The following is a 20,207-nucleotide window of genomic DNA, read 5'->3' on the forward strand; positions in this document are numbered from 1 at the left end:
GGTGAAGAGATGCCGTTGACCCCCGAAGACGTGCGTAACAAGCAGTTCACGACCGTCCGTCTCCGTGAGGGCTATGACGAGGACGAGGTCGATGCGTTCCTCGATGAGGTCGAGGGCGAACTGACCCGACTTCTCCGGGAAAACGAGGACCTGCGAGCGAAACTCGCGGCGGCGACCCGTGCCGCCGCGCAGAGTCAGCAGCAGGCTCAACAGCGCAAGGAGCGCGAGCGCCCCGACGCACCCGTCCCGGCAGCCATATCCGGGCCGACCCCGGTTCCCCCGCCGCCCCAGATGGGTGGACCGCAGGGGATGCAGGGCGGCCAGCACCAGATGCAGGGCGGCCCGCAGCAGCTCGGTCCCGGTGGACCGCAGCAGCACCCCATGGGGGGACCGCAGCAGCTCGGTCCCGGCATGAGCGGTCAGCACCAGCTCCAGGGCCCGCCGCAGCACCAGCTCCAAGGCGGCCCCGGCATGCAGAGCGGTCAGCACCAGCTGCCCGGTCAGCAGCAGCACCAGCTCCAGGGCGGCCAGCACCAGCTGCAGGGCGGCCCCGGGATGGGCAATTCCGGCATGAGCGGGCAACACCAGCTCCAGGGCCCGCCGCAGCACCAACAGCAGCTTCAGCAGCACCAGTTGCAGGGCGGCCCGCCGCAGCTCGGTCCCGGTGGACCGCAGCAGCAGATGGGCAACCCCGGTGGCGACAGTGCCGCCCGGGTGCTCGCGCTGGCGCAGCAGACGGCGGACCAGGCGATCGCCGAGGCCCGCTCCGAGGCGAACAAGATAGTGGGCGAGGCGCGCACCCGCGCCGAGGGCATGGAGCGCGACGCGCGTTCCAAGGCGGACGCCCTCGAGCGGGACGCGCAGGAGAAGCACCGCGTCGCGATGGGCTCGCTGGAGAGCGCCCGCGCCACGCTCGAGCGCAAGGTCGACGACCTGCGCGCGTTCGAGCGCGAGTACCGCACGCGCCTGAAGTCGTACCTGGAGAGCCAGCTCCGCCAGCTGGAGTCGCAGGCCGACGACTCGCTCGCGCCGCCGCGTACGCCGGCCACGGCCTCGTTGCCGCCGGCCATGTCGTCCGCGCCGGTACCGATGTCGCAGTCGATGTCCCAGCCTTCGTCGATGTCGCCGGCCATGACGCCGTCGATCGGGCAGCAGATGAGCCCGGCCATGACGCAGCAGATGTCGCCGGTGCGTCCGCAGGCCCCGCAGCCGCAGCAGATGCAGCAGCCGTCGCCGATGCGCGGGTTCCTGATCGACGAGGACCCCGACAACTGACCGGCCACTGAGCGTCGGTCGGCACATCCGAGAAGCGCCCGCCCCCTCCGGGGGGACGGGCGCTTCTCGGGTTTTCGGGGCGTTTCGGGCGACTCGGGATGGTTCGGGCGGGGCGGCCGGGGCCGCCCCGCCCGTCGGCTCACACCTTGCGCAACCAGAACCGCAGACCGAGCGCGGGGTCGCCGTGCTCGAACAACTCCTCGTCCTCCGGCGAGCCCTGGGTGAACTGCGTCGCCAGCACCTCGTCGGCGACCTGGACGCCGTGCGCGAGCAGCGCCGACGTGGTCTCCTCCGACTCGTCCGCGGCCCACCACACCAGGATCCGGTCGGACACCTCCAGGCCGCTGTTCTTGCGCGCCTCCTGGATCAGCCGGACCACGTCGCGGGCCAGGCCCGCGAGCCGCAGCTCGGGCGTGATGGTCAGGTCGAGCGCGACGGTGGCGCCGTCCTGCCCGGCCACCGTCCAGCCCTCGCGCGGGGTCTCGGTGACGATGACCTCCTCGGCCACCACCTCGACCTCCTCGCCCTCGACCACGACGACGGCGGTGCCGGACGCGCGCAGCGCCGCGGCCAGCGTCCCGGCGTCGGCGGCGGCGATCGCCGCGGCCACCACCGGGGTGCGCTTGGCGAACCGCTTGCCCAGCGCGCGGAAGTTGCCCTTGGCGCTGTACTCGACCAGGTCGCCGCCCGCCTCGGACAGCGCCGCGACGGACACCACGTTGAGCTCCTCGGCGATCTGCTCGCGCAGTTCCCCGGACAACTTCTCCCAGCCCGCCGCGCCGATCAGCGCGCGGCCCAGCGGCTGCCGGGTCTTGACCCCGGAGTCCGCGCGGGTGGCCCGGCCCAGCTCGACCAGGCGCCGCACCAGTGTCATCTGCCGGCCCAACTCCGGGTGCACCAGCGCCGGATCCGCCGTCGGCCACGCGGCCATGTGCACCGACTCGGGCGCGTCCGCGGTGACCGGACGGACCACGTCCTGCCAGACCCGCTCGGTGATGAACGGCACCAGCGGCGCCATCAACCGGGTGACCGTCTCCAGCGCCTCGTGCAGCGTGGCCAGGGCAGCCGGCTCCGCGTTCCAGAAGCGCCGCCGGGACCGACGCACGTACCAGTTCGACAGGTCGTCCACGAACGCGGTGAGCGCCTTGCCCGCGCGCTGCGTGTCGTAGGCCTCCAGAGCCGCGTCCACGTCGCCCACGAGGGTGTTCAGCTCGGAGAGCAACCACCGGTCCAGCAGCGGGCGCTCGGCCGGGGCCGGGTCGCTCGCGCTCGGCGTCCAGCCGCCGGTGCGCGCGTACAGGGCCTGGAAGCTGACCGTGTTCCAGTAGGTCAGCAGCGTCTTGCGGACCACCTCCTGGATGGTGCCGTGCCCGACCCGGCGGGCCGACCAGGGCGATCCGCCGGCGGCCATGAACCAGCGCACCGCGTCCGCGCCGTGCCGGTCCATCAGCGGGATCGGCTCGAGTGTGTTGCCCAGGTGCTTGGACATCTTCCGGCCGTCCTCGGCCAGGATGTGCCCCAGGCACACGACGTTCTCGTAGGAGGACCGGTCGAACACGAGCGTGCCGACCGCCATCAGCGTGTAGAACCAGCCGCGGGTCTGGTCGATCGCCTCGGAGATGAACTGCGCCGGGTAGGACTGCTCGAACAACTCGCGGTTGCGGTACGGATAGCCGAACTGGGCGAACGGCATCGAGCCCGAGTCGTACCAGGCGTCGATCACCTCGGGCACCCGGACGGCCCGCCCGCCGCACGTCGCGCCGTCGCCGCTCTTGGCCCGGCAGTCGAAGACCACCTCGTCGATGAACGGCCGGTGCGGGTCCAGGCCGGACAGGTCGCGCCCGGTCAATTCGGACAGTTCGCCCAGTGAGCCGACGCAGGTGAGGTGATCCTCGTCGCACCGCCAGATCGGCAGCGGCGTGCCCCAGTAGCGGTTCCGGGACAGCGCCCAGTCGATGTTGTTGTTCAGCCAGTCGCCGTAGCGGCCCCACTTGACTGTGTCCGGGTGCCAGTTGGTGCGCTCGTTCTCGCGCAGCAGCGCGTCCTTGACCGCGGTGGTGCGGATGTACCAGGACGGCTGCGCGTAGTACAGCAGCGCGGTGTGGCAGCGCCAGCAGTGCGGGTAGCTGTGTTCGTACTCCAGGTGCCGGAACAGCAGCCCGCGCTCGCGCAGGTCGGCGACCAGCGCCTCGTCGGCCTTCTTGAAGAACTGCCCGCCCACCAGCGGCAGGTCCGGCTCGAAGGTGCCGTCCGGGCGGACCGGGTTGACCACCGGCAGCCCGTACGCCCGGCAGGTCCTGAGGTCGTCCTCGCCGAAGGCGGGCGCCTGGTGCACGACACCCGAGCCGTCCTCGGTGGTGACGTAGTCGGCGAGCACGACGAAGTTCGCGTCCTCCAGCGGCAGCAGGTCGAACGGACGCCGGTAGGCCCAGCGTTCCATCTCCCGGCCGGTGAAGCGCTCGCCGGTGGCCACCCAACCCTCGCCGAGCGCCTTCGCCACCAGCGGCTCGGCGACCACCAGGCGCTCCTCGCCGTCGGTGGCCACCACGTAGGTCACGTCCGGGTGCACCGCGGCGGCGGTGTTGGACACCAGCGTCCACGGCGTGGTGGTCCACACCAGCAGCGCGGCCTGCCCGGCCAGCGGCCCGGAGGTGAGCGGGAAGCGTACGTAGACCGAGGGGTCCACGACCGTCTCGTAGCCCTGGGCGAGCTCGTGGTCGGACAGCCCGGTGCCGCAGCGCGGACACCACGGCGCGACCCGGTAGTCCTGGGTCAGCAGGCCCTTGTCGAAGATCTGCTTGAGCGACCACCAGACGGACTCGACGTACTCGGGATCCATCGTCCGATACGCCTTGGACAGGTCGACCCAGTAGCCCATCCGGGTGGTCAGGTCCTCGAAGGCGCCCACGTGGGTCATCACCGACTCGCGGCACTTCGCGTTGAACTCGGCGATCCCGTACCGCTCGATGTCCGGCTTGCCGGAGAAGCCGAGCTGCTTCTCCACGGCCAGTTCGACCGGCAGACCGTGGCAGTCCCACCCGGCCTTGCGCGGCACGTTGTAGCCGCGCATGGTGCGGTAGCGCGGGAACACGTCCTTGAACACGCGCGCCTCGATGTGGTGCGCGCCCGGCATGCCGTTGGCCGTCGGCGGGCCCTCGTAGAAGACCCAGCGCGGGCCGTCGGCGTTCTGTTCGAGGGAGCGCTCGAAGATGTCGTTGTCCCGCCAGAACGCGAGGACCTCGTGCTCCATGGCGGGCAGGTCGACCTGCGCCGGTACCGGGCGGTACATGTGGCTTCCTTCCGCGGGCTGTGATGCGTGCCTACCGAAGGGACGAGACCGCCGTGCGCCGGTCCCGCGGTACCACCCTTCTTGGCCGCGCGCCGCGGGGGCGGGCACAACCCACTCGTGTGTGCGAGGGCCGGTTCTACGGGCCGATCCGGGATCGCATCGACCTTTCCTCCGACAGCTCCGGGGTGATCTTCACGTCGCGCACACCCCCGGGCTCACACCGTCCCCGGATCGCTGATGGCTGCGTGCGGCGCTACTCGTCCCCATCGACACCGTCTCGCTCTGCGGATTGTACGACCCGAACGGGTCGTCGTGCCTCCGACTTCACCCGCCCCGGGTGCATAACGATCCGCTCGGGAACCGGTAACGAACGGGACACGTAGAAGAGGGATAAGCGTGGTTGCGTCTGGGCACAACCGATTTACGTCGCCGCCCCGGCGCAATCAGTGACGGGACGGCGCGTCCGGTTGTCCGGGGCGACCCATCCCTAAGCGAAACAAGGGGGCCGTGACCATGACGGATACAGAGAAGGCGACTGGCGGGCGGACGCGTCGTGCGACCACGACGGCGACGCCGCGAGCCTCGGTACGGGGAGGAACGGGACGCACCGTGAAGGCACCTGCACACGTGACTGCAACGGCCACGACCACGCTGGCGACGCCGCCCGACGGGTTCCATGAACCGACGGTCTATGTGGTGCGACCCGGTGAGGACCCGTGGGAGCACGCGGAACTGCGCGAGGTGCGCGAGGGGCTGATCGAGACCGCGCACGAGCTTCGGGCCGAGATCGCGGTCTCCGAGAACGGCATCGCCGATCTGCTGCGCGACTCCGGCGAGGGCGCGGGCGACGACCAGGCGGACACCGGGACCAAGAACTTCGAGCGCGAGCACGAGATGTCCCTGACCAACAACGCGCGTGGCATGCTGCTCCAGTCGGAGAAGGCGCTGCGCCGCCTGGCCGACGGCACGTACGGGGCCTGCGAGTCGTGTGGTTCGGCCATCGGCAAGGCACGCCTGCAGGCGTTCCCGCGTGCGACCCTGTGTGTGACCTGCAAACAGCGCGAAGAACGCCGGTAACGCCCACGCGGCCGGCGGCGCGCCGAAGGACTGGAGCGAGCCATCGGCACCGGAGCGGAACGACGGGATGACGCGGAGTCGCAGGCCCTCGCACAGGAGCCGGACACCGGGGCGACCGAGAGCGGGGCGGGCGGCGAGGAGCCGACCGCGCCCGCCGGTTCGCGCACCCGTCGATACATCCTCGTCCTGCTCGGCGTGGCGAGCTTCGCGTACGCCCTCGACCTGATCACCAAGCTGATCGTGGTGGCGAAACTCGAGTACCACGCGCCGATCGACATCTTCGGCGACTGGCTCCAGTTCCGGGCCACCCGCAACGCGGGTGCGGCGTTCGGCATGGGGCAGGGCCTGACCATCGTGCTGACGGTGATCGCCGGCGCCGTGGTCGTGGTGATCCTGCGGCTCGCGCGCAAGCTGAACAGCCTTCCGTGGGCGATCGCGCTGGGCCTGCTGCTCGGCGGCGCGTTCGGCAACCTCACCGACCGGATCTTCCGGGCGCCCAGCGTGTTCGAGGGCCACGTCGTGGACTTCATCGCGCCCAAGCACTTCGCGATCTTCAACCTGGCCGACTCGGCGATCGTGGTCGGCGGCTGCCTGATCGTGCTGCTGTCCTTCCTGGGCCTGCAGCCGGACGGCACCCGGGAGGGCGACGAGAAGGACGACGCGGCAGGCGAGGCGGCGGGCGAGGACGACGCGGCGGCCGAGCCGACTCCCGCCGGCTCGACCGAGACCGAGACCGAGAGCTCGACCGAGACCGCGACCGACACGTCGGCCGAGACCGTGAACGGCACGAGCAGGGGCGTCGCCGACGCGCCGTCCGGTGCCACCAGGGCCGCCGTCGACCCGGCCGAGGCGAAGTCCACGCGGCCCGTCGACCCGGCCGGCGCCGACCACGCCGTCGAGTCCGGCCCGGACGCCGGGCATACTCGTATCTCGTGACTGTCAATCCCGGCTCGCCCGAAATCCGTACTCTTCCCGTTCCCGATGGCCTCGAAGGCGAGCGGGTCGATGCCGCGCTCTCGCGGATGTTCGGCTTCTCGCGCACCAAGGCGGCCGAGCTGGCCGCCGCCGGGAAGGTGCAGCTCGACGGCCGGGCGGCGGGGAAGTCCGACCGCGTGAACGGCGGGGCCTGGATCGAGGTCGAGATGCCCGGGGCGCCCAGGCCCGTGCAACTCGTCGCCGAACCCGTGCCCGGCATGCGGATCGTGCACGACGACGACCACATCGTGGTGATCGACAAGCCGATCGGCGTCGCCGCGCACCCCAGCCCCGGCTGGACCGGCACCACCGTGGTCGGCGGCCTCGCCGCGGCCGGCTACCGGATCTCCACGTCCGGCGCGGCCGAGCGCCAGGGCGTCGTACACCGCCTGGACGTGGGCACCTCCGGCCTGATGGTGGTCGCCAAGTCCGAGCGCGCCTACACGCTGCTCAAGCAGCAGTTCCGCGATCGCACCGTGGACAAGCGCTACCACGCGCTGGTCCAGGGCCACCCGGACCCGCACACCGGCACCGTCGACGCGCCGATCGACCGGCACCCGACCCACGACTACAAGTGGGCCGTGGTGATGGGCGGCAAGCCCAGCGTCACGCACTACGACACGATCGAGGCGTTCCGCGCCGCGAGCCTGCTGTCGATCAAGCTGGAGACCGGCCGCACCCACCAGATCCGGGTGCACATGGCGGCGCTGCGGCACCCGTGCGTGGGCGACCTGACCTACGGCGCGGACCCGACGCTGTCCAAGCGGCTGGGCCTGGAGCGCCAGTGGCTGCACGCGGTGAGCCTGGCCTTCGAGCACCCCGGCGACGGCACGTGGGTGCAGTACGAGAGCGGCTACCCCGCCGACCTGACCGCGACTCTGGAGCGGGTCACCGACCGCTGATCCTCCCCCTTCACCCTGTGCCGACGCCGTGACACCGATGCCTGCGGATCGGTGAATCGGCGGAGATTCGGGGAACGCTCCAAGATCGAATCGCGGTCGATCGGTCTGGGGGCGGAGTGGGTCAGCTCACGCTGCTGTTCCTGTTGATGTTCGGCACGGTCGTGGTCGTGCCGCTCGCGGGGCGACTGCGGCTGCCCTTCCCGGTGCTGCTCACCCTGTACGGCGTGCTGCTGGGCTGGCTGCCGTTCGTGCCGACCCTGCGGATCGATCCCGACCTGCTGTTGCCGCTGTTGTTGCCGCCGCTGCTCTACGCGGCGGCGCAGCGCTCCAGTTGGCGCGAGTTCGCCGCCAACGCCCGCCCGATCCTGCTGCTCGCGGTCGCGCTCGTCCTGGTCACCACGGCCGCGGTGGCGGCGGTGGCGAACGCGATGGTGCCGGGGCTGCCGTTCGCGGCCGCGGTCGCGCTGGGCGCGTTGGTCGCGCCACCGGACCCGGTGGCCGCCACGGCGGTGGCCGGGAGCCTGAGACTGCCCCGGCGCCTGGTGTCGATCCTGGAGGGCGAGGGGCTCTTCAACGACGTCACCTCGCTCGTGCTCTACCAGGTCGCGGTCGCGGCCGTGGTCGGCGGCACGTTCTCGCCGGTCGAGGCGGTGGGGATGTTCGCGCTGTCCGCGGTGGTCGGCGTCGGGATCGGCTTCGCGGTCGGCCTGGCCGGTCGACTGCTGCTCGGCCGGCTCGACGAGCCCACCCTGCAGACCCTGCTCACCCTGCTGGTGCCGTTCCTGGCCTACGTGGTCGCCGACGAACTGCACGGCTCCGGCGTGCTCGCGGTCCTGACCACCGCGTTCTACCTGGGCTCGGTCGCCGAGGACGCGGACAACGTGGTCGGCCGGCTCACCGGGCGCTCGTTCTGGGAGGTCGTCGACCTGGTGGTCACCGGCGTCGCGTTCGGCGTGATCGGCCTGGAGATGTGGGAGATCTTCCACGACCTGCGCGGCGACCGGGTCCGGCTGTTCTGGGAGGCCGGCGCCGTGGTCCTGGTGCTGATCGTGGTCCGCGGCCTGTGGTTGTTCCCGGTCGCGGCGCTGGCCCGACGGCTGCACAACCGGCTGCCGACCACCGGCGAGACGCAGACCCCGGACCCGCGCGAGACCGTCGTGGTGTGGTGGGCCGGCATGCGCGGCGTGGTGACCATCGCGCTGGCGCTCGCGCTGCCGCTGACCACCGACGCCGACGAGGCGTTCCCCGAGCGACAACGGCTGATCGCGATCGCGTTCTGCGTGATCGTGGTGACCCTGCTGCTCCAGGGGGTCAGCCTGCCCTGGCTGGTGCGCCGGCTCGGGGTCGCCGAGGAGGACGAGGCGGAGGGCCGCGACGAACGCGCCATCGTGGCCGCCGCGACCAAGGCGGCGCTGGGCCGGTTGCGCGAACTGGACGAGGAGCGCGACCTCCCGGACGAGATGGTGCAGCGGCTGCGCGCCCGGCAGAAGGCGATGCTCGCCGAGCTCAGGCCGGAGGGCGCGACCGAGGAGTTGGCCGACGCGGTGGTCGAACGCTCCCGACGGATCAAGTTGCTGCACGAGATCGAGGCGGAGATGACCGCCGCCGCGCGCCGCGAGGTGATCGCGGCCCGGAGCCGGCGCGGGGTGGACCCGGCCGCCGCCGACCGGGTGCTGCGCCGCCTGGACCTGCGCAGCATGCGCTGAACCCGGCGTCGGCGCCCGGTACGGTTGACCCTTTGTCCGATGGTTTCCCGCATCCCGTCCCCGGAAGGACCCCCACGTGGCCCGCATCGTGCTGTTCCACTCGGCCTATGGGCTGCGCCCCGCCGTACACGCCGCGGCCGAGCGGCTGCGTGCGGACGGGCACGAGGTGACCGTGCCCGACCTGTACGACGGGCGTCGCACCGAGTCGGTCGAGGAGGGCATGGAGATCAAGGACGAGATCGGCGCGGACGAGTTGATCCGCCGAGCCGTGAAGGCGGCCGCCGGGCTCGGTCCCGGGCTGGTCTACGTGGGCTTCTCGCTCGGCGCCTCGATCGCCCAGAACGCCGCGTTCGCGGACTCCTCGGCGGCCGGGCTGCTGATGTTCCACGGCACCTCCGACCTGCGCGAGGACGCCCGCACCGAGGTTCCGGTGCAGTTGCACGTGGCCGAGCCCGACCCGTTCGAGACCGAGGACTGGCTCGGCACGTGGTACCTGGGCATGCGCCGGGCCGGCGCGGACGTGGAGATTCACCGCTACCGCGGCGCCGGCCACCTGTTCACCGATCCGGAGCTGCCGGACTACGACCGCGAGGCCGCCTCGCGCGCCTGGGCGATCGCCTCGGACTTCCTCAGCGAGATCGACTCGGCCGCGGCCGCCGCGGCGGCCAACGACTGAGGCTTCTTGGCCAGGTCGACGTACTTGCGCGGGCCGGTCTGCGCGGGCACCTGCACGGCCGGCTGGGCCTTGGCGAAGCGTCCGTTGCCGCTGTACGGGCCGACCGCCTCGTTGCCCAGCGGCGCAGGCGCGGTGGCGATCCGGGGCAGCGCGTACGGGTGCTCGCAGCGCAGGTAGTCGAGCAGCTTCTCGCGCACCTCGCAGCGCAGCGTCCACAGGTCGTCGGAGTCGCGCGCGGTCACCACGGCGCGGACCAGGATCGTGGTCGGCGTGGTGTCGGTGACGTACAGGCTCCAGCCCTGGCCGTCCCACAGCCCGGTGTCCTTGAGGATGCGATGCAGTTCCTCGCGCAGCTCGGCGACCGGCGCGGAGTGGTCCAGGTGCAGGAAGACGGTGCCGGTCATCCGGATGTCGGTGCGCGACCAGTTCTCGAACGGCCGGGAGGTGAAGTAGGAGACCGGCATGACGATCCGGCGCTGGTCCCACGTGTTCACCACCAGGTAGGTCAGGGTGATCTCCTCGATCGTGCCCATCTCCTGGTTGACCACGACCGAGTCGCCGATCCGGACCATGTCGCTGAAGGCGATCTGCAGTCCCGCGAACAGGTTGGCCAGCGCGCTCTGCGCGGCCAGACCGGCCACCACGCCGAGCAGACCGGCGGAGGCCAGCAGGCTGGTGCCGATGGTCTTCATGCCCGGGAAGGTCATGATCATCGCCGCGAAGGTGATGATGCCCACGATCGCCACGGCGGTCCGGCGGATCAACGCGATCTGGGTCTGGATCCGGCGTACCCGGCCGGTGTCCGTCGCGTTCGCCGCGTAGCGCTCGAACGAGGTGTTCACCAGCAGGGTGACCGCGTGCACGATCAGCCACGCGCACGCGGCGATCACGGTGAGGACCAGGATGTGCCGGACCATCCCGCGACTCTTGTCGGGCAGGGCCGCCGCGGGTTCGGCGAGCAACAGGACCGAGGTGCCGAGCGTCGCCACGATCGACGCACGGCCGCGCCGCATCATCGACCAGAGGGGTCCTGTCAGCGGCTTGCGGGTCTGTACTTCGCGGGCCAGGCGAGCCATTCCCCAGGTCACCAGACCCGTGAAGGCGATCACCGAGACGAGCACGATCAAGGGGCGAAGTATGTGCCACACGTCCACGTCGAGAGCCTCCTAGGGGGCTTGTGGTCAAACCCGTACGGTACCCGAGCGGGCCGGGCTCACCCACGCGTCCGTCCCGCGCGCGCCGGCCACCGCAGCCCGCGCGGGGCGCTAACGTGCGAGTCAGGCAGTGGACCGTACGGAGGACCCGCGATGTCCAAGTGGACCAGGATCGGCAAGGCCGGATTCGGCGCGGTGCGGCGCGGACAACGCTTTCGCAGCGCGTCCCGGGCGGCGGCGGAACGTTCCGCCGCCGGTGGTGCGACCGCGTTCGACCCGGACGTGGACACCCGGTTGACCCCGCGCCAGGCGGCGCTGCTGATCCGCTATCTGGCGGGCAAGGTGGTGCTGGGCCGGCTGGAGTTCGTGTTTTTGCTCAAGTACCTCCTGCTCGTGACGGGCCTGCCGCTGCTGTTTCTGTTCCCGCCGGCGGGGATCCTGCTGCTGGTGCTGTTCGGCCTCGCCGCGCTGGTGCAGTGGGTGATCGCGCGCGGGATCGGTCGGCTCGCCGCCTTCCACCGCCTGGGCGCGGCGGAGAACGAGATGACCGACGCGGCGACGGTGTGGTGGCCCAACCTCAAACGGGAGGTCGAACGGGTGGGCCTGCCCAGCCGGCCGCTCGCGCTGCTCAAGGTGGCCGCCGCCCGGGTCGGCCGCCGCCTGGACCCGGAGCGCGAGGCCGCGTTCGCGGCGATCGACTGGCGTGCGGTGATCCCGCGCGAGCAGTGGCAGCGGGCCCGGGTGCTGCTCGCCAAGGAGGCGGGCGGCCGGGCGGGCGAGGGGACCGCGTAGAGTCGTCTCGTCGTGTGTCACCCGGCCGCGCACTCGACGCGGGTCGCACGCCATCTCCACCACCTTCAGGACGACGCGCGGGGTCGGATGTACAAGCTGCCCGGAACGGACGAGCGGAGCGTGACCATCCCCGGCGAGCGCGCGAGGGCCGAACCGTGCTTCACGGTGCGCGGGCTGACCAGGACATATCGCACCGGGCGTCGGAAGAGCCGGCACGTGCTGACCGCGAACGACGCGATCGACCTGGACGTGCGCCGCGGCGAGATCTTCGGCCTGCTCGGCCCCAACGGCGCGGGCAAATCCACCCTGGTCCGCCAACTCACCGGCCTGCTGCGACCGGACACCGGCACGATCGACCTGCTCGGCCACGACCTGGTGCGCCGCCCCGAGATCGCCGCCCGGCTGGTCGCCTACCTCGGTCAGGAGTCCGGCGCGCTGGACGAGTTGACCGTCGCACTGGCGATCGAGACCACCGCCCGGCTGCGCGCCCTGGACGCCGCGCGGGCCCGGGCCGAGCGGGACGCGGTACTCGAGGAACTCGACCTGGGCGCGATCGCGGACCGACCGCTCAAGAAGCTCTCCGGCGGCCAGCGCCGACTCGCGTGCGTTGCCACCGCGCTGGTCGGCGCCCGCCCGGTGCTGGTCCTGGACGAGCCGACCACCGGCATGGACCCGGTCGCTCGCCGCGCGGTGTGGGCCGCGGTGGATCGCCGCCGGGCCGAACAGGGCGCCACCGTGCTCCTGGTGACGCACAACGTGATCGAGGCGGAGACGGTGCTGGACCGGGTCGCGGTGCTCGACGAGGGCCGGGTGATCGCGTGCGACACGCCCGGCGGACTCAAGGCCATGGTCGGCGACGAGGTGCGGCTCGATCTGGTCTGGCGGGCCGACCCGCCGATGGACGACCCGGCGGTGAGCATGCTCGCGCAGACCGCGGTGCGCACCGGCAGGCGGTGGAGCACCCGGATGGAACCGGGGGTGGCCCGCGAACTGCTCGCCGGCGTCACCTCCGGGCCCGCGTTCGAGGCGCTCGACGACTTCACGCTGTCCACGCCGAGCCTGGAGGACGTCTACCTCGCGCTCGGCGGGCGCCACCAGGGACTGGTCAAGGGATGAGAGTGTCGACACCGGTGAGTGCAGCGAGCATCGAGGCCGTGCCGGCGAATCCGGCCGAGGCGGTGGTACCCGCCCCGGCCACGTCGCTCGGCGCGGGGCTGCTGACCGTCTACCGCGCGCAGTTGTCCCGGGTGCGGGTCTCCCGGGTCCCGCTGCTGTTCGTCGCGGTGTTCCAGTCGGTCGGCATCATGATCCTGATGCGTGGCGTGGTGGACACCGGCAGCGACAGCGCGCGCCAGGCGGTGGTCGCTGGCTCCAGCGTGCTCGTGGTCGCCTTCGTGGCGCTCAACCTGCTCGCCCAGCACTTCGGCAACCTGCGCGCGGCCAACGCGCTCGACTACTACCTGACCCTGCCGGTACGCCCGGCCGCGGTGGTGCTGGGCATCGCCGCCGCGTACGCGTCCTTCACGCTGCCCGGCACCGTGGCCACCGCCGTCATCGGCGCGCTCATGTTCCAACTGCCGCTGGCCAACCTGTGGGTGCTGCTCCTGGTCGTGCCGCTGTCCGGCGCGGCGCTGGCGGGCATCGGCGCGGTGCTCGGCCTGCTCGCGCCGCGTCCCGAACTGGCCACCCTGCTCGGCCAACTGGGTATGTCCGCCGCGCTCCTGCTCGGCGTGCTGCCCGAGGACCGGATGCCCGACGCGATCGTGTTGGCCCGCGATGTGCTGCCCTCCTCCTACGGTGTGGACGCGTTCATCGCCAGTTACGGCGACCCGGACTGGGCGGCGGTGGCGGGCAACCTCGCGGTGTGCGCGGCGGTCGGCGTGGTGATGCTCTCGTCGGCCACGTGGTCCTTCCGGCGCAGTACCCGCGCGTAGCGCTCCGGCCCTCGTCGCCGCGACCACCAGACACACCGCCGCGCGGGGTCGTCCCGCCGGCTCGATCCGCACATGGGACGCTGACCAGATGACGTCTGCCGGGGATTTCGCCCCCTACCCCTCGCCCGAGGGCGCGCACGTGGGCTTCGCGCCCGGGCCCGAGGCGCCCCCCACGTTGTGGCGGCGCTATCGCGCCGACGCGGTGGCGTTCGCCGTCGTGGTCGCGGCGTGCCTGGTCGTGGGGGCGATCGTGGGCCTGATCTGGGAGCAGATCACGCCGCGCGTACCGCTGCTCGCGACGCAGGAGGGGGTCTTCCAGACCTCACCGGAGACCGAGACCTCGATCGCGCTGGACGGTTGGTTCGCGGTGTGCGGCGTGATCGCGGGCATCGTGCTGGCGCCGCTCGCGTTCTGGCGCTTTCGCCGGCAGGGCGTGGCCACCGCGCTCGCGCTGACCGTCGGCGGGCTGGCCGGGTCCTATCTGGCGTTCAAGGTCGGCGTGCGGCTGGGGCCGGACGGGATCATGGAGCAGGTGCGGCGGATCGGGCTGGGCAAGCGGTTCGACCAGCCGCTCGACCTCAAGGCCAAGGGCGTGCTGCTGTTGTGGCCGATCGCGTCGATGGTGATCTTTCTGGGGTTGTCGGCGGGGTTCGCGCCGGCGGATCGGGAGGAACCGGTGGCGGGTCCGGGGCCGTACGGGTGGCCGCCTTCTCCGCCGGGCGGGCAGGGTTTTCCTTGGGCGCACACGGCTGCGCCTCTGCCGCGTGTGGATTTGACCAAGCGGGACTCGGACAAGGGCTGAATCCGGCCGGGGCGGGGTTGGCCGGCCTGCGGCCCGCTGGGCCTCAAGCGCCGGCCGGGCTGTTTGTGCTCAGGCGCCGCACGGGCTGTTTGGCCTCAAGCGCCGGCCGGGCTGATTGGCCTCAAACGCCGGCCGGGCTGGTGTGCTCAGGCGCCGCACGGGCTGTTTGGCCTCAAGCGCCGGCCGGGCTGTTTGTGCTCAGGCGCCGCACGGGCTGGTGTGCTCAGGCGCCGGCCGGGCTGATTGGCTCGAGTGCGCCGGCGGCTGGTGTGGTCGAGCGCCGCATGGGGTGGGTTCAGCCCGGCCGGTGTTTCAGGTCGGGGGTCAGGTTCGGCTCACGCTTGCGGTGGTTGCGGTGGTGAGGCGGATCAGGTCGGTGGGGGCGAGTTCGATTTCCAGGCCGCGGCGGCCGGCCGATACGTAGATCGTGGGCAGGGTGAGGGCGGAGTCGTCCAGCACGGTGGGGTGTCGGCGCTTTTGGCCCAGTGGGCTGATGCCGCCCAGCACGTAGCCGGTGGCCCGTTCGGCCGCGGCGGGGTCCGCCATCGCCGCGCGTTTGCCGCCGACCGCCGCCGCGAGCGCCTTGAGGTCGAGTCGGCCCGCCACCGGGACCACCGCGACCGTCAGCGCACCGTCCACGTCCGCCAGCAGCGTCTTGAACACCCGCTCCGTCGGGACGCCGAGCACGGACGCGGCCTCCTCGCCGTAGGACGCCGCGTTCGGGTCGTGCTCGTACGCGTGCACCCTGAACGTGACGCCCTCGCGGGTCAGCGCCACCGTCGCTGGCGTGCCCTGTCCGCCCTTGCTCCTGCCCTTCGCCATGTCGGCGACCCCTCGATCGGTCAGTTGGGTTCGATGCTCTGCCGCAACAGCTCGACCGCCGGCAACGACGGCAGCCGGTCCAGCAGTGCCGCCTCCCGGCGCAGCAGCTCCACCTCGGCGGTCAACCGGGTGGTCGCGTCCTCGGCTTCCAGGAGCCGCTGCTTGTCGTGCGGGTCGAGCACCACCGCGGCGGCCACCAGGTAGGACAGCACCACCGGGTCGTCCGGCAACTCCGGCAGGCTCATCGGGGTGCGCTGCTGGGCCGAGAGCAGCCGACGCTGGTACTCGGCGAACGCCCGGGTCGCGGCCAGACCGAGCACGTCGGCCCGCTCGCCGACCGGGTCCTCCAGGTACTCCACCTCGGCGTACAGGTACGGACCCGAGTCGTCCACGGACACCAGCCGGAACCGGGTCGCCCCGGTGGCCACCAGGTCGTAGCGGCCGTCCTCGTGCGTCTTGATCGTGGCGATCTCCGCCGTACAGCCCACCGGGTGCAGGACGTCGAGCGGATCGCCCTGGATGTCGCCCACCTCGCGCCCGGTACGCAGCGCGACCACCCCGAACCGCTGCTCCGCCTGGGGCAGCACCTCCAGGTCCCGGACCAGCGTGCGGTACCGCTCCTCGAAGATGTGCAGGGGCAGCACCAGACCCGGATAGAGCACCGAGTTGAGCGGGAAGAGCGGAAGCCGGTCGGTCACGGTGACCAAGAGTAGGGCCTGACCGCCGGACCGCGTCGATCATTGATCTCAGGCGCGATTGAGCACCCGTGTGGCGCCCGCCGCGGCGGCCCCGGCGAGCACCCAGCCGAGCAGGATGAGCGTGTACGCGAGCCACTGCCCGGCGCCGGTCGGCTTCCACGCGGCGTCCTGGCCCAGGGTGACCACCGGCAGGAGCAGGTCCAGGGTGTACCAGAACGGGTTCCAGTGCGGCGCCTCGCCGGGCTTGAGCGGCGCGGGCGGGTCGGCCGCGAAGACCGCCGTACCGACCGCGATCAGCGCGATCAACCAGCCGAAGGCGCGCGCGGGCCGGTAGCCGTAACCGATCGCGACGTCCTGCACGTGGCCCCACAACCGGCCCGCCGGGCCCAGTCCGGCGCGCCGCCGGCGCTGCTTGGCCAGCAGCACGGTCCGCGCCACCTCGTCCTCGCCCGCCGCCCGGTACACGCCGGCGAGCTGGTCGTACGGCTGCGGGGTGTACTCCGGAGTGCCGCGCTCGACCCAGTCCACCCGCTGTTCCACGCTCATCGGCTGTTCGGCGCGCAGCACCGAGTACCGCGTCCCGGACAGGTCCAGGTCCCCGGGCGCCGGCCAGGTGTTCGGCGCGTCGGTCAGCGTGCCGAAGGTCGCGTTGGCCAGCACGATCCGCCCGCGCGGCGGTTGCGCGAGGGCCATGTGCAGGCCCTCCGCAGCCACCCGCCACATGGTCAACAGTTCGTCCGGCTCGGCGCACACCACCGCCCGACTGAGCACGATGCCGCCACCCAGGCGCGCGTCGTTCATCCGGATCGAACCGCGCACCGCGAACCCCACGCTCAGGTGCAGCGAGTGCTCCACCCTGATCCGCCCGAGATCCATCGCCAACTCGCCCGGGCGGTCGACGGTCGAGCCGTACAGCGTCACCCGGCCCCCGAAGCGACCGCCGTACAGACTCACCTGACCGGTGAAGACCGTGTTGTCCATCGACGTGTCCGCGCCGACCTGGAGGCCGTTGCCGTGCAGCGCGCCGCCGTGCCGATCCGGCCCGATCACGCAGTCGTCGATCCGCAGGTCGTTGTCCACCCGCGCGTCCAGTATCCGCAGGCCGCCCGCCACCTCGCAGGAGCGCAGCGACAGGTCGCCGTCCACTCGCATGTTGCGCCCCGACAGCGCGGCGAGCACGCAGTTGCGCAGGATGATCGTGCGGGTCGAGGCGACGTTCAGCACGATCTCGTCCTCGATCCGGCAGTCGATCAAGGAGACGTACACGTCCAGGCGCGCGCCGCCCAATTCCAGCGCGCCCACGATCCGGGCCCCGCTCAGCCGCAGCGCCGCGGTGTGGCCGGGCTCGGCGTCCGGCGGCTGGAGCAGCAACCGGGCCAGCACCCGGGCCCGGACGGTGCGGTCCGCGCCCCACGCCGCGCCGGCGCGCGGGTCGTCGTCGGCCGGTACACCCGTGCTCAGATCCAGCCGCTCGCCGCGCCGGTACGCCTCCCATACGCGCGCCTCGATCGCGGTCAGATGTCCTGGCGGTGTGCTCATCCGTGGTCCCCCGACACTGGAAGGCTGCTGAGTGCCCCATGATCGCGTGTCTCACTGTCCGACACGCGAGGACGTTCGATTCGGCACCGTCTCTACACTGGGGCAGGTGATCTCCCGTATCGACCTGCGCGGTCCCGCCTCGCGGGCTGTCCTGGACAGCCCCGCCGCACTGCGCGACGTGTTGCCCCGAGCCGAACTCGACGTCGAGGCGGCCCTGGAGAAGGTGCGCCCGATCTGCGAGGACGTGCGTCATCGCGGCGTCGAGGCGCTGGTGGAGATCACCGAGCGTTTCGACGGTGTGCGGCTGAGCGACATCCGGGTGCCCGCCGAGGCGATCGCCTCGGCGCTGGACACGCTCGCGCCCAAGGTGCGAGCGGCCCTGGAGGAGTCCATCCACCGGGCCCGGATCGTGCACCGCGAACAGCGCCGGCGGGACGTCACCGTGCAGGTGGTGCCCGGTGGCACGGTCACCGAGCGGTGGGTCCCGGTCGAGCGGGTCGGGCTGTACGTACCGGGCGGCAACGCCGTCTACCCGTCGTCGGTGATCATGAACGTGGTCCCCGCACAGGAGGCCGGCGTTGCCTCGATGGCGGTCTCCTCGCCGCCGCAGGCCGACTTCGGCGGCCTGCCGCACCCCACCATCCTGGCCGCGTGCGCGCTGCTCGGGGTGGACGAGGTGTACGCGGTCGGCGGCGCCCAAGCGGTGGCGATGTTCGCCTACGGCGCGGGCTCGTGCGCCCCGGTGCGCCTGGTCACCGGTCCCGGCAACATCTACGTCGCCGCCGCCAAGCGGCTGCTCAAGGGCCGGATCGGGATCGACGCGGAGGCCGGTCCGACCGAGATCGCCGTGCTCGCCGACGACACGGCGGACGCCGGGCACGTCGCGGCGGACCTGATCAGCCAGGCCGAGCACGACACGCTGGCCGCGTCGATCCTGGTCACCGACTCCGCGTCGCTGGCCGACGCGGTGGTCGAGGAGCTCAAGGTACGGGTGGACGCCACCAGGCACCGCGAGCGGGTCATCGAGGCGCTGGCCGGCCGCCAGTCCGGCATCGTGCTGGTCGACTCGGTGGACGACGGCCTGCGGGTGGTGGACGCGTACGGCGCCGAGCACCTGGAGATCCAGACCGCGCACGCGGCCGACGTCGCGGCCCGGGTGCACAACGCGGGGGCGATCTTCGTCGGCGCGTTCGCGCCGGTCTCGCTCGGCGACTACTGCGCCGGGTCCAACCACGTGCTGCCCACCGGTGGCTGCGCGTGCCACTCCTCGGGCCTGTCGGTGCAGTCCTTCCTGCGCGGCATCCACGTCGTGGACTACTCGCGCGCGGCGCTGGCCGACGTCGCCGAGCACGTGAGCGTGCTCGCCGACGCGGAGGACCTGCCCGCGCACGGCGCGGCGGTGCGGGCCCGGTTCGCGGCCGGCGAGGTGGCCGGTCTCGCGGCGTGGGAGGAGGGCCGGTGACCGACCTGGACAGCCTGCCGATCCGCGACGAACTGCGCGGTCAGTCGCCGTACGGTGCCCCGCAGTTGGACGTCCCGGTCCGGCTCAACACGAACGAGAACCCGTATCCGCTGCCGGACGCGCTGGTGGCCCGGATCGCCGAGCGGGTCGCGGTCGCCGCGCGCGACCTGAACCGCTACCCGGATCGGGACGCGGTCGAGCTGCGCACCGCGCTCGCGTCCTACCTGACCCGGACCGGCGGCCACCCGCTGAGCCCTGCCCAGGTGTGGGCGGCGAACGGCTCCAACGAGGTGCTCCAACAACTGCTCCAGGCCTTCGGCGGCCCCGGGCGCACCGCGCTGGGCTTCGACCCGTCCTACTCGATGCACGCGCTGATCGCGCGCGGCACCGGCACCGGGTGGATCTCCGGCTCGCGTGACGCGGACTACCGGATCGACCCGGAACACGCGCCGGCGCAGATCGCCGAACACCGCCCGAACGTGGTGTTCCTGTGTTCGCCGAACAACCCGACCGGCACCGCGCTGGCCGGCGAGGTGGTCGAGAAGGTGTACGACGCCGCGCAGGCCGCGCGGCCCTCGCTGGTGATCGTGGACGAGGCGTACGTCGAATTCGCGCACACCGAGTCGCTGCTGCCGCTGTTGGCGGGCCGGCCGCACCTGGTGGTGACCCGGACCATGTCCAAGGCGTTCGGCGCGGCCGGCCTGCGCCTGGGCTACCTCGCGGCGGACGCCGCCGTGGTCGACGCGGTCCAGCTCGTCCGGCTGCCGTACCACCTCTCGGCGGTCAACCAGGCCACCGCGCTGGCCTGCCTGGAGTTCGAGGACACGCTGCTGGGCTACGTCCGCGAACTCAAGGAGCAGCGCGACCGGCTGGTCGTCGAACTGCGCGCGCTGGGCTGCGAGGTGACCGCCTCGGACGCCAACTTCGTTCAGTTCGGCCGATTCGAGGACCCGCACGCGGTCTGGGCGCGGATCCTCGAACACGGGGTCCTGGTTCGCGACAACGGGGTCCCCGGCATGCTGCGCGTGAGCGCCGGCACGGACGCCGAGAACACGGCCTTCCTGGATGCGATGCGCCGCGTCCTGAAGGACTGAGAGAAAGTCG

General features: G+C 72.1%; 16 protein-coding genes and 1 pseudogene. 12 read left to right on the forward strand and 5 right to left on the reverse strand.

The genetic code is table 11. From position 1 onward, the window contains the following. The first annotated feature begins 9 nt into the window (after positions 1-9). The gene (locus tag ACZ4FV_RS24190) at positions 10-1,275 is read left to right on the forward strand and encodes a DivIVA domain-containing protein (RefSeq protein WP_395862445.1); all 1,266 of its coding nucleotides are present in this window, start codon (positions 10-12) and stop codon (positions 1,273-1,275) included. 139 nt (positions 1,276-1,414) lie between these two features. Here ACZ4FV_RS24190 and ileS read toward each other — a convergent pair whose 3' ends face one another. Then, on the reverse strand, positions 1,415-4,564 hold the full coding sequence (gene ileS, locus ACZ4FV_RS24195; RefSeq protein ID WP_465323254.1) for an isoleucine--tRNA ligase: 3,150 nt from the start codon (positions 4,562-4,564) through the stop codon (positions 1,415-1,417). Positions 4,565-5,191: 627 nt separating this feature from the next. Here ileS and ACZ4FV_RS24200 point away from each other — a divergent pair. The 5 genes and pseudogenes from ACZ4FV_RS24200 (at position 5,192) to ACZ4FV_RS24220 (ending at position 9,900) form a co-directional block, all read left to right on the forward strand. Next, positions 5,192-5,641: a TraR/DksA family transcriptional regulator gene (locus ACZ4FV_RS24200; protein WP_395862449.1), complete on the forward strand. Its 450-nt coding sequence runs from the start codon at positions 5,192-5,194 to the stop codon at positions 5,639-5,641. A 30-nt stretch (positions 5,642-5,671) separates the two neighbouring features. Next, positions 5,672-6,289: pseudogene (gene lspA / locus ACZ4FV_RS24205) on the forward strand (signal peptidase II); the annotation flags it as partial. 284 nt (positions 6,290-6,573) lie between these two features. Further along, a complete protein-coding gene (locus ACZ4FV_RS24210; protein ID WP_395862450.1) occupies positions 6,574-7,518 on the forward strand; it encodes an RluA family pseudouridine synthase in 945 nt (314 codons plus the stop codon). 116 nt (positions 7,519-7,634) lie between these two features. Then, the gene (locus ACZ4FV_RS24215; protein WP_465323255.1) at positions 7,635-9,224 is read left to right on the forward strand and encodes a Na+/H+ antiporter; all 1,590 of its coding nucleotides are present in this window, start codon (positions 7,635-7,637) and stop codon (positions 9,222-9,224) included. A gap of 76 nt (positions 9,225-9,300) precedes the next feature. After that, a complete protein-coding gene (locus ACZ4FV_RS24220; protein WP_465323256.1) occupies positions 9,301-9,900 on the forward strand; it encodes a dienelactone hydrolase family protein in 600 nt (199 codons plus the stop codon). Here ACZ4FV_RS24220 and ACZ4FV_RS24225 read toward each other — a convergent pair. After that, on the reverse strand, positions 9,804-11,048 hold the full coding sequence (locus tag ACZ4FV_RS24225) for a mechanosensitive ion channel family protein (protein WP_395862794.1): 1,245 nt from the start codon (positions 11,046-11,048) through the stop codon (positions 9,804-9,806). The two genes, ACZ4FV_RS24220 and ACZ4FV_RS24225, sit on opposite strands and share 97 nt — an antisense overlap. 159 nt (positions 11,049-11,207) lie before the next feature. Between ACZ4FV_RS24225 and ACZ4FV_RS24230 the strand changes: the two genes are divergently transcribed. From ACZ4FV_RS24230 to ACZ4FV_RS24245, 4 genes are all read left to right on the forward strand, one after another. Next, on the forward strand, positions 11,208-11,846 hold the full coding sequence (locus tag ACZ4FV_RS24230; protein ID WP_465323257.1) for a hypothetical protein: 639 nt from the start codon (positions 11,208-11,210) through the stop codon (positions 11,844-11,846). A gap of 87 nt (positions 11,847-11,933) precedes the next feature. Continuing rightward, a complete protein-coding gene (locus ACZ4FV_RS24235) occupies positions 11,934-12,962 on the forward strand; it encodes an ABC transporter ATP-binding protein (protein WP_395862458.1) in 1,029 nt (342 codons plus the stop codon). Between the two features lie 14 nt (positions 12,963-12,976). Then, on the forward strand, positions 12,977-13,780 hold the full coding sequence (locus ACZ4FV_RS24240) for an ABC transporter permease (RefSeq protein ID WP_402231738.1): 804 nt from the start codon (positions 12,977-12,979) through the stop codon (positions 13,778-13,780). 88 nt (positions 13,781-13,868) lie between these two features. Then, a complete protein-coding gene (locus tag ACZ4FV_RS24245) occupies positions 13,869-14,582 on the forward strand; it encodes a hypothetical protein (RefSeq protein ID WP_465323258.1) in 714 nt (237 codons plus the stop codon). Between the two features lie 324 nt (positions 14,583-14,906). On the opposite strand, the gene ybaK is transcribed toward ACZ4FV_RS24245, so the two are convergent. From ybaK to ACZ4FV_RS24260, 3 genes are read right to left on the reverse strand one after another with little or no spacing between them, the layout of a single operon-like run. Continuing rightward, positions 14,907-15,404 carry a Cys-tRNA(Pro) deacylase gene (gene ybaK, locus ACZ4FV_RS24250; protein WP_402231736.1) on the reverse strand — a complete coding sequence of 166 codons (498 nt, stop codon included), beginning with the start codon at positions 15,402-15,404 and terminating at the stop codon, positions 14,907-14,909. A gap of 20 nt (positions 15,405-15,424) precedes the next feature. After that, positions 15,425-16,111 carry an LON peptidase substrate-binding domain-containing protein gene (locus ACZ4FV_RS24255; protein WP_402231735.1) on the reverse strand — a complete coding sequence of 229 codons (687 nt, stop codon included), beginning with the start codon at positions 16,109-16,111 and terminating at the stop codon, positions 15,425-15,427. A gap of 39 nt (positions 16,112-16,150) precedes the next feature. Continuing rightward, the gene (locus ACZ4FV_RS24260; RefSeq protein WP_402231733.1) at positions 16,151-17,641 is read right to left on the reverse strand and encodes an oxidoreductase; all 1,491 of its coding nucleotides are present in this window, start codon (positions 17,639-17,641) and stop codon (positions 16,151-16,153) included. Positions 17,642-17,747: 106 nt separating this feature from the next. Here ACZ4FV_RS24260 and hisD point away from each other — a divergent pair, with 106 nt between their 5' ends. Next, positions 17,748-19,103: a histidinol dehydrogenase gene (hisD, locus tag ACZ4FV_RS24265; RefSeq protein WP_395862469.1), complete on the forward strand. Its 1,356-nt coding sequence runs from the start codon at positions 17,748-17,750 to the stop codon at positions 19,101-19,103. Beyond that, positions 19,100-20,197 carry a histidinol-phosphate transaminase gene (locus ACZ4FV_RS24270; RefSeq protein WP_395862471.1) on the forward strand — a complete coding sequence of 366 codons (1,098 nt, stop codon included), beginning with the start codon at positions 19,100-19,102 and terminating at the stop codon, positions 20,195-20,197. Before hisD ends, ACZ4FV_RS24270 begins: the two co-directional genes overlap by 4 nt. The last annotated feature ends 10 nt before the right edge of the window (positions 20,198-20,207 follow it).

The organism is Embleya sp. NPDC025285 (assembly GCF_055558835.1).

What these genes read in the sequence shown, in the direction of transcription:
- ACZ4FV_RS24190 (WP_395862445.1), top strand. Translation starts at nt 10, where the DNA reads ATGCCGTTGACCCCCGAAGACGTGCGTAACAAGCAGTTCACGACCGTC.
- ACZ4FV_RS24230 (WP_465323257.1), top strand. Translation starts at nt 11,208, where the DNA reads ATGTCCAAGTGGACCAGGATCGGCAAGGCCGGATTCGGCGCGGTGCGG.
- ACZ4FV_RS24235 (WP_395862458.1), top strand. Translation starts at nt 11,934, where the DNA reads ATGTACAAGCTGCCCGGAACGGACGAGCGGAGCGTGACCATCCCCGGC.
- ACZ4FV_RS24245 (WP_465323258.1), top strand. Translation starts at nt 13,869, where the DNA reads ATGACGTCTGCCGGGGATTTCGCCCCCTACCCCTCGCCCGAGGGCGCG.
- ACZ4FV_RS24260 (WP_402231733.1), bottom strand. Translation starts at nt 17,641, where the DNA reads ATGAGCACACCGCCAGGACATCTGACCGCGATCGAGGCGCGCGTATGG.
- ybaK (WP_402231736.1), bottom strand. Translation starts at nt 15,404, where the DNA reads ATGGCGAAGGGCAGGAGCAAGGGCGGACAGGGCACGCCAGCGACGGTG.
- ileS (WP_465323254.1), bottom strand. Translation starts at nt 4,564, where the DNA reads ATGTACCGCCCGGTACCGGCGCAGGTCGACCTGCCCGCCATGGAGCAC.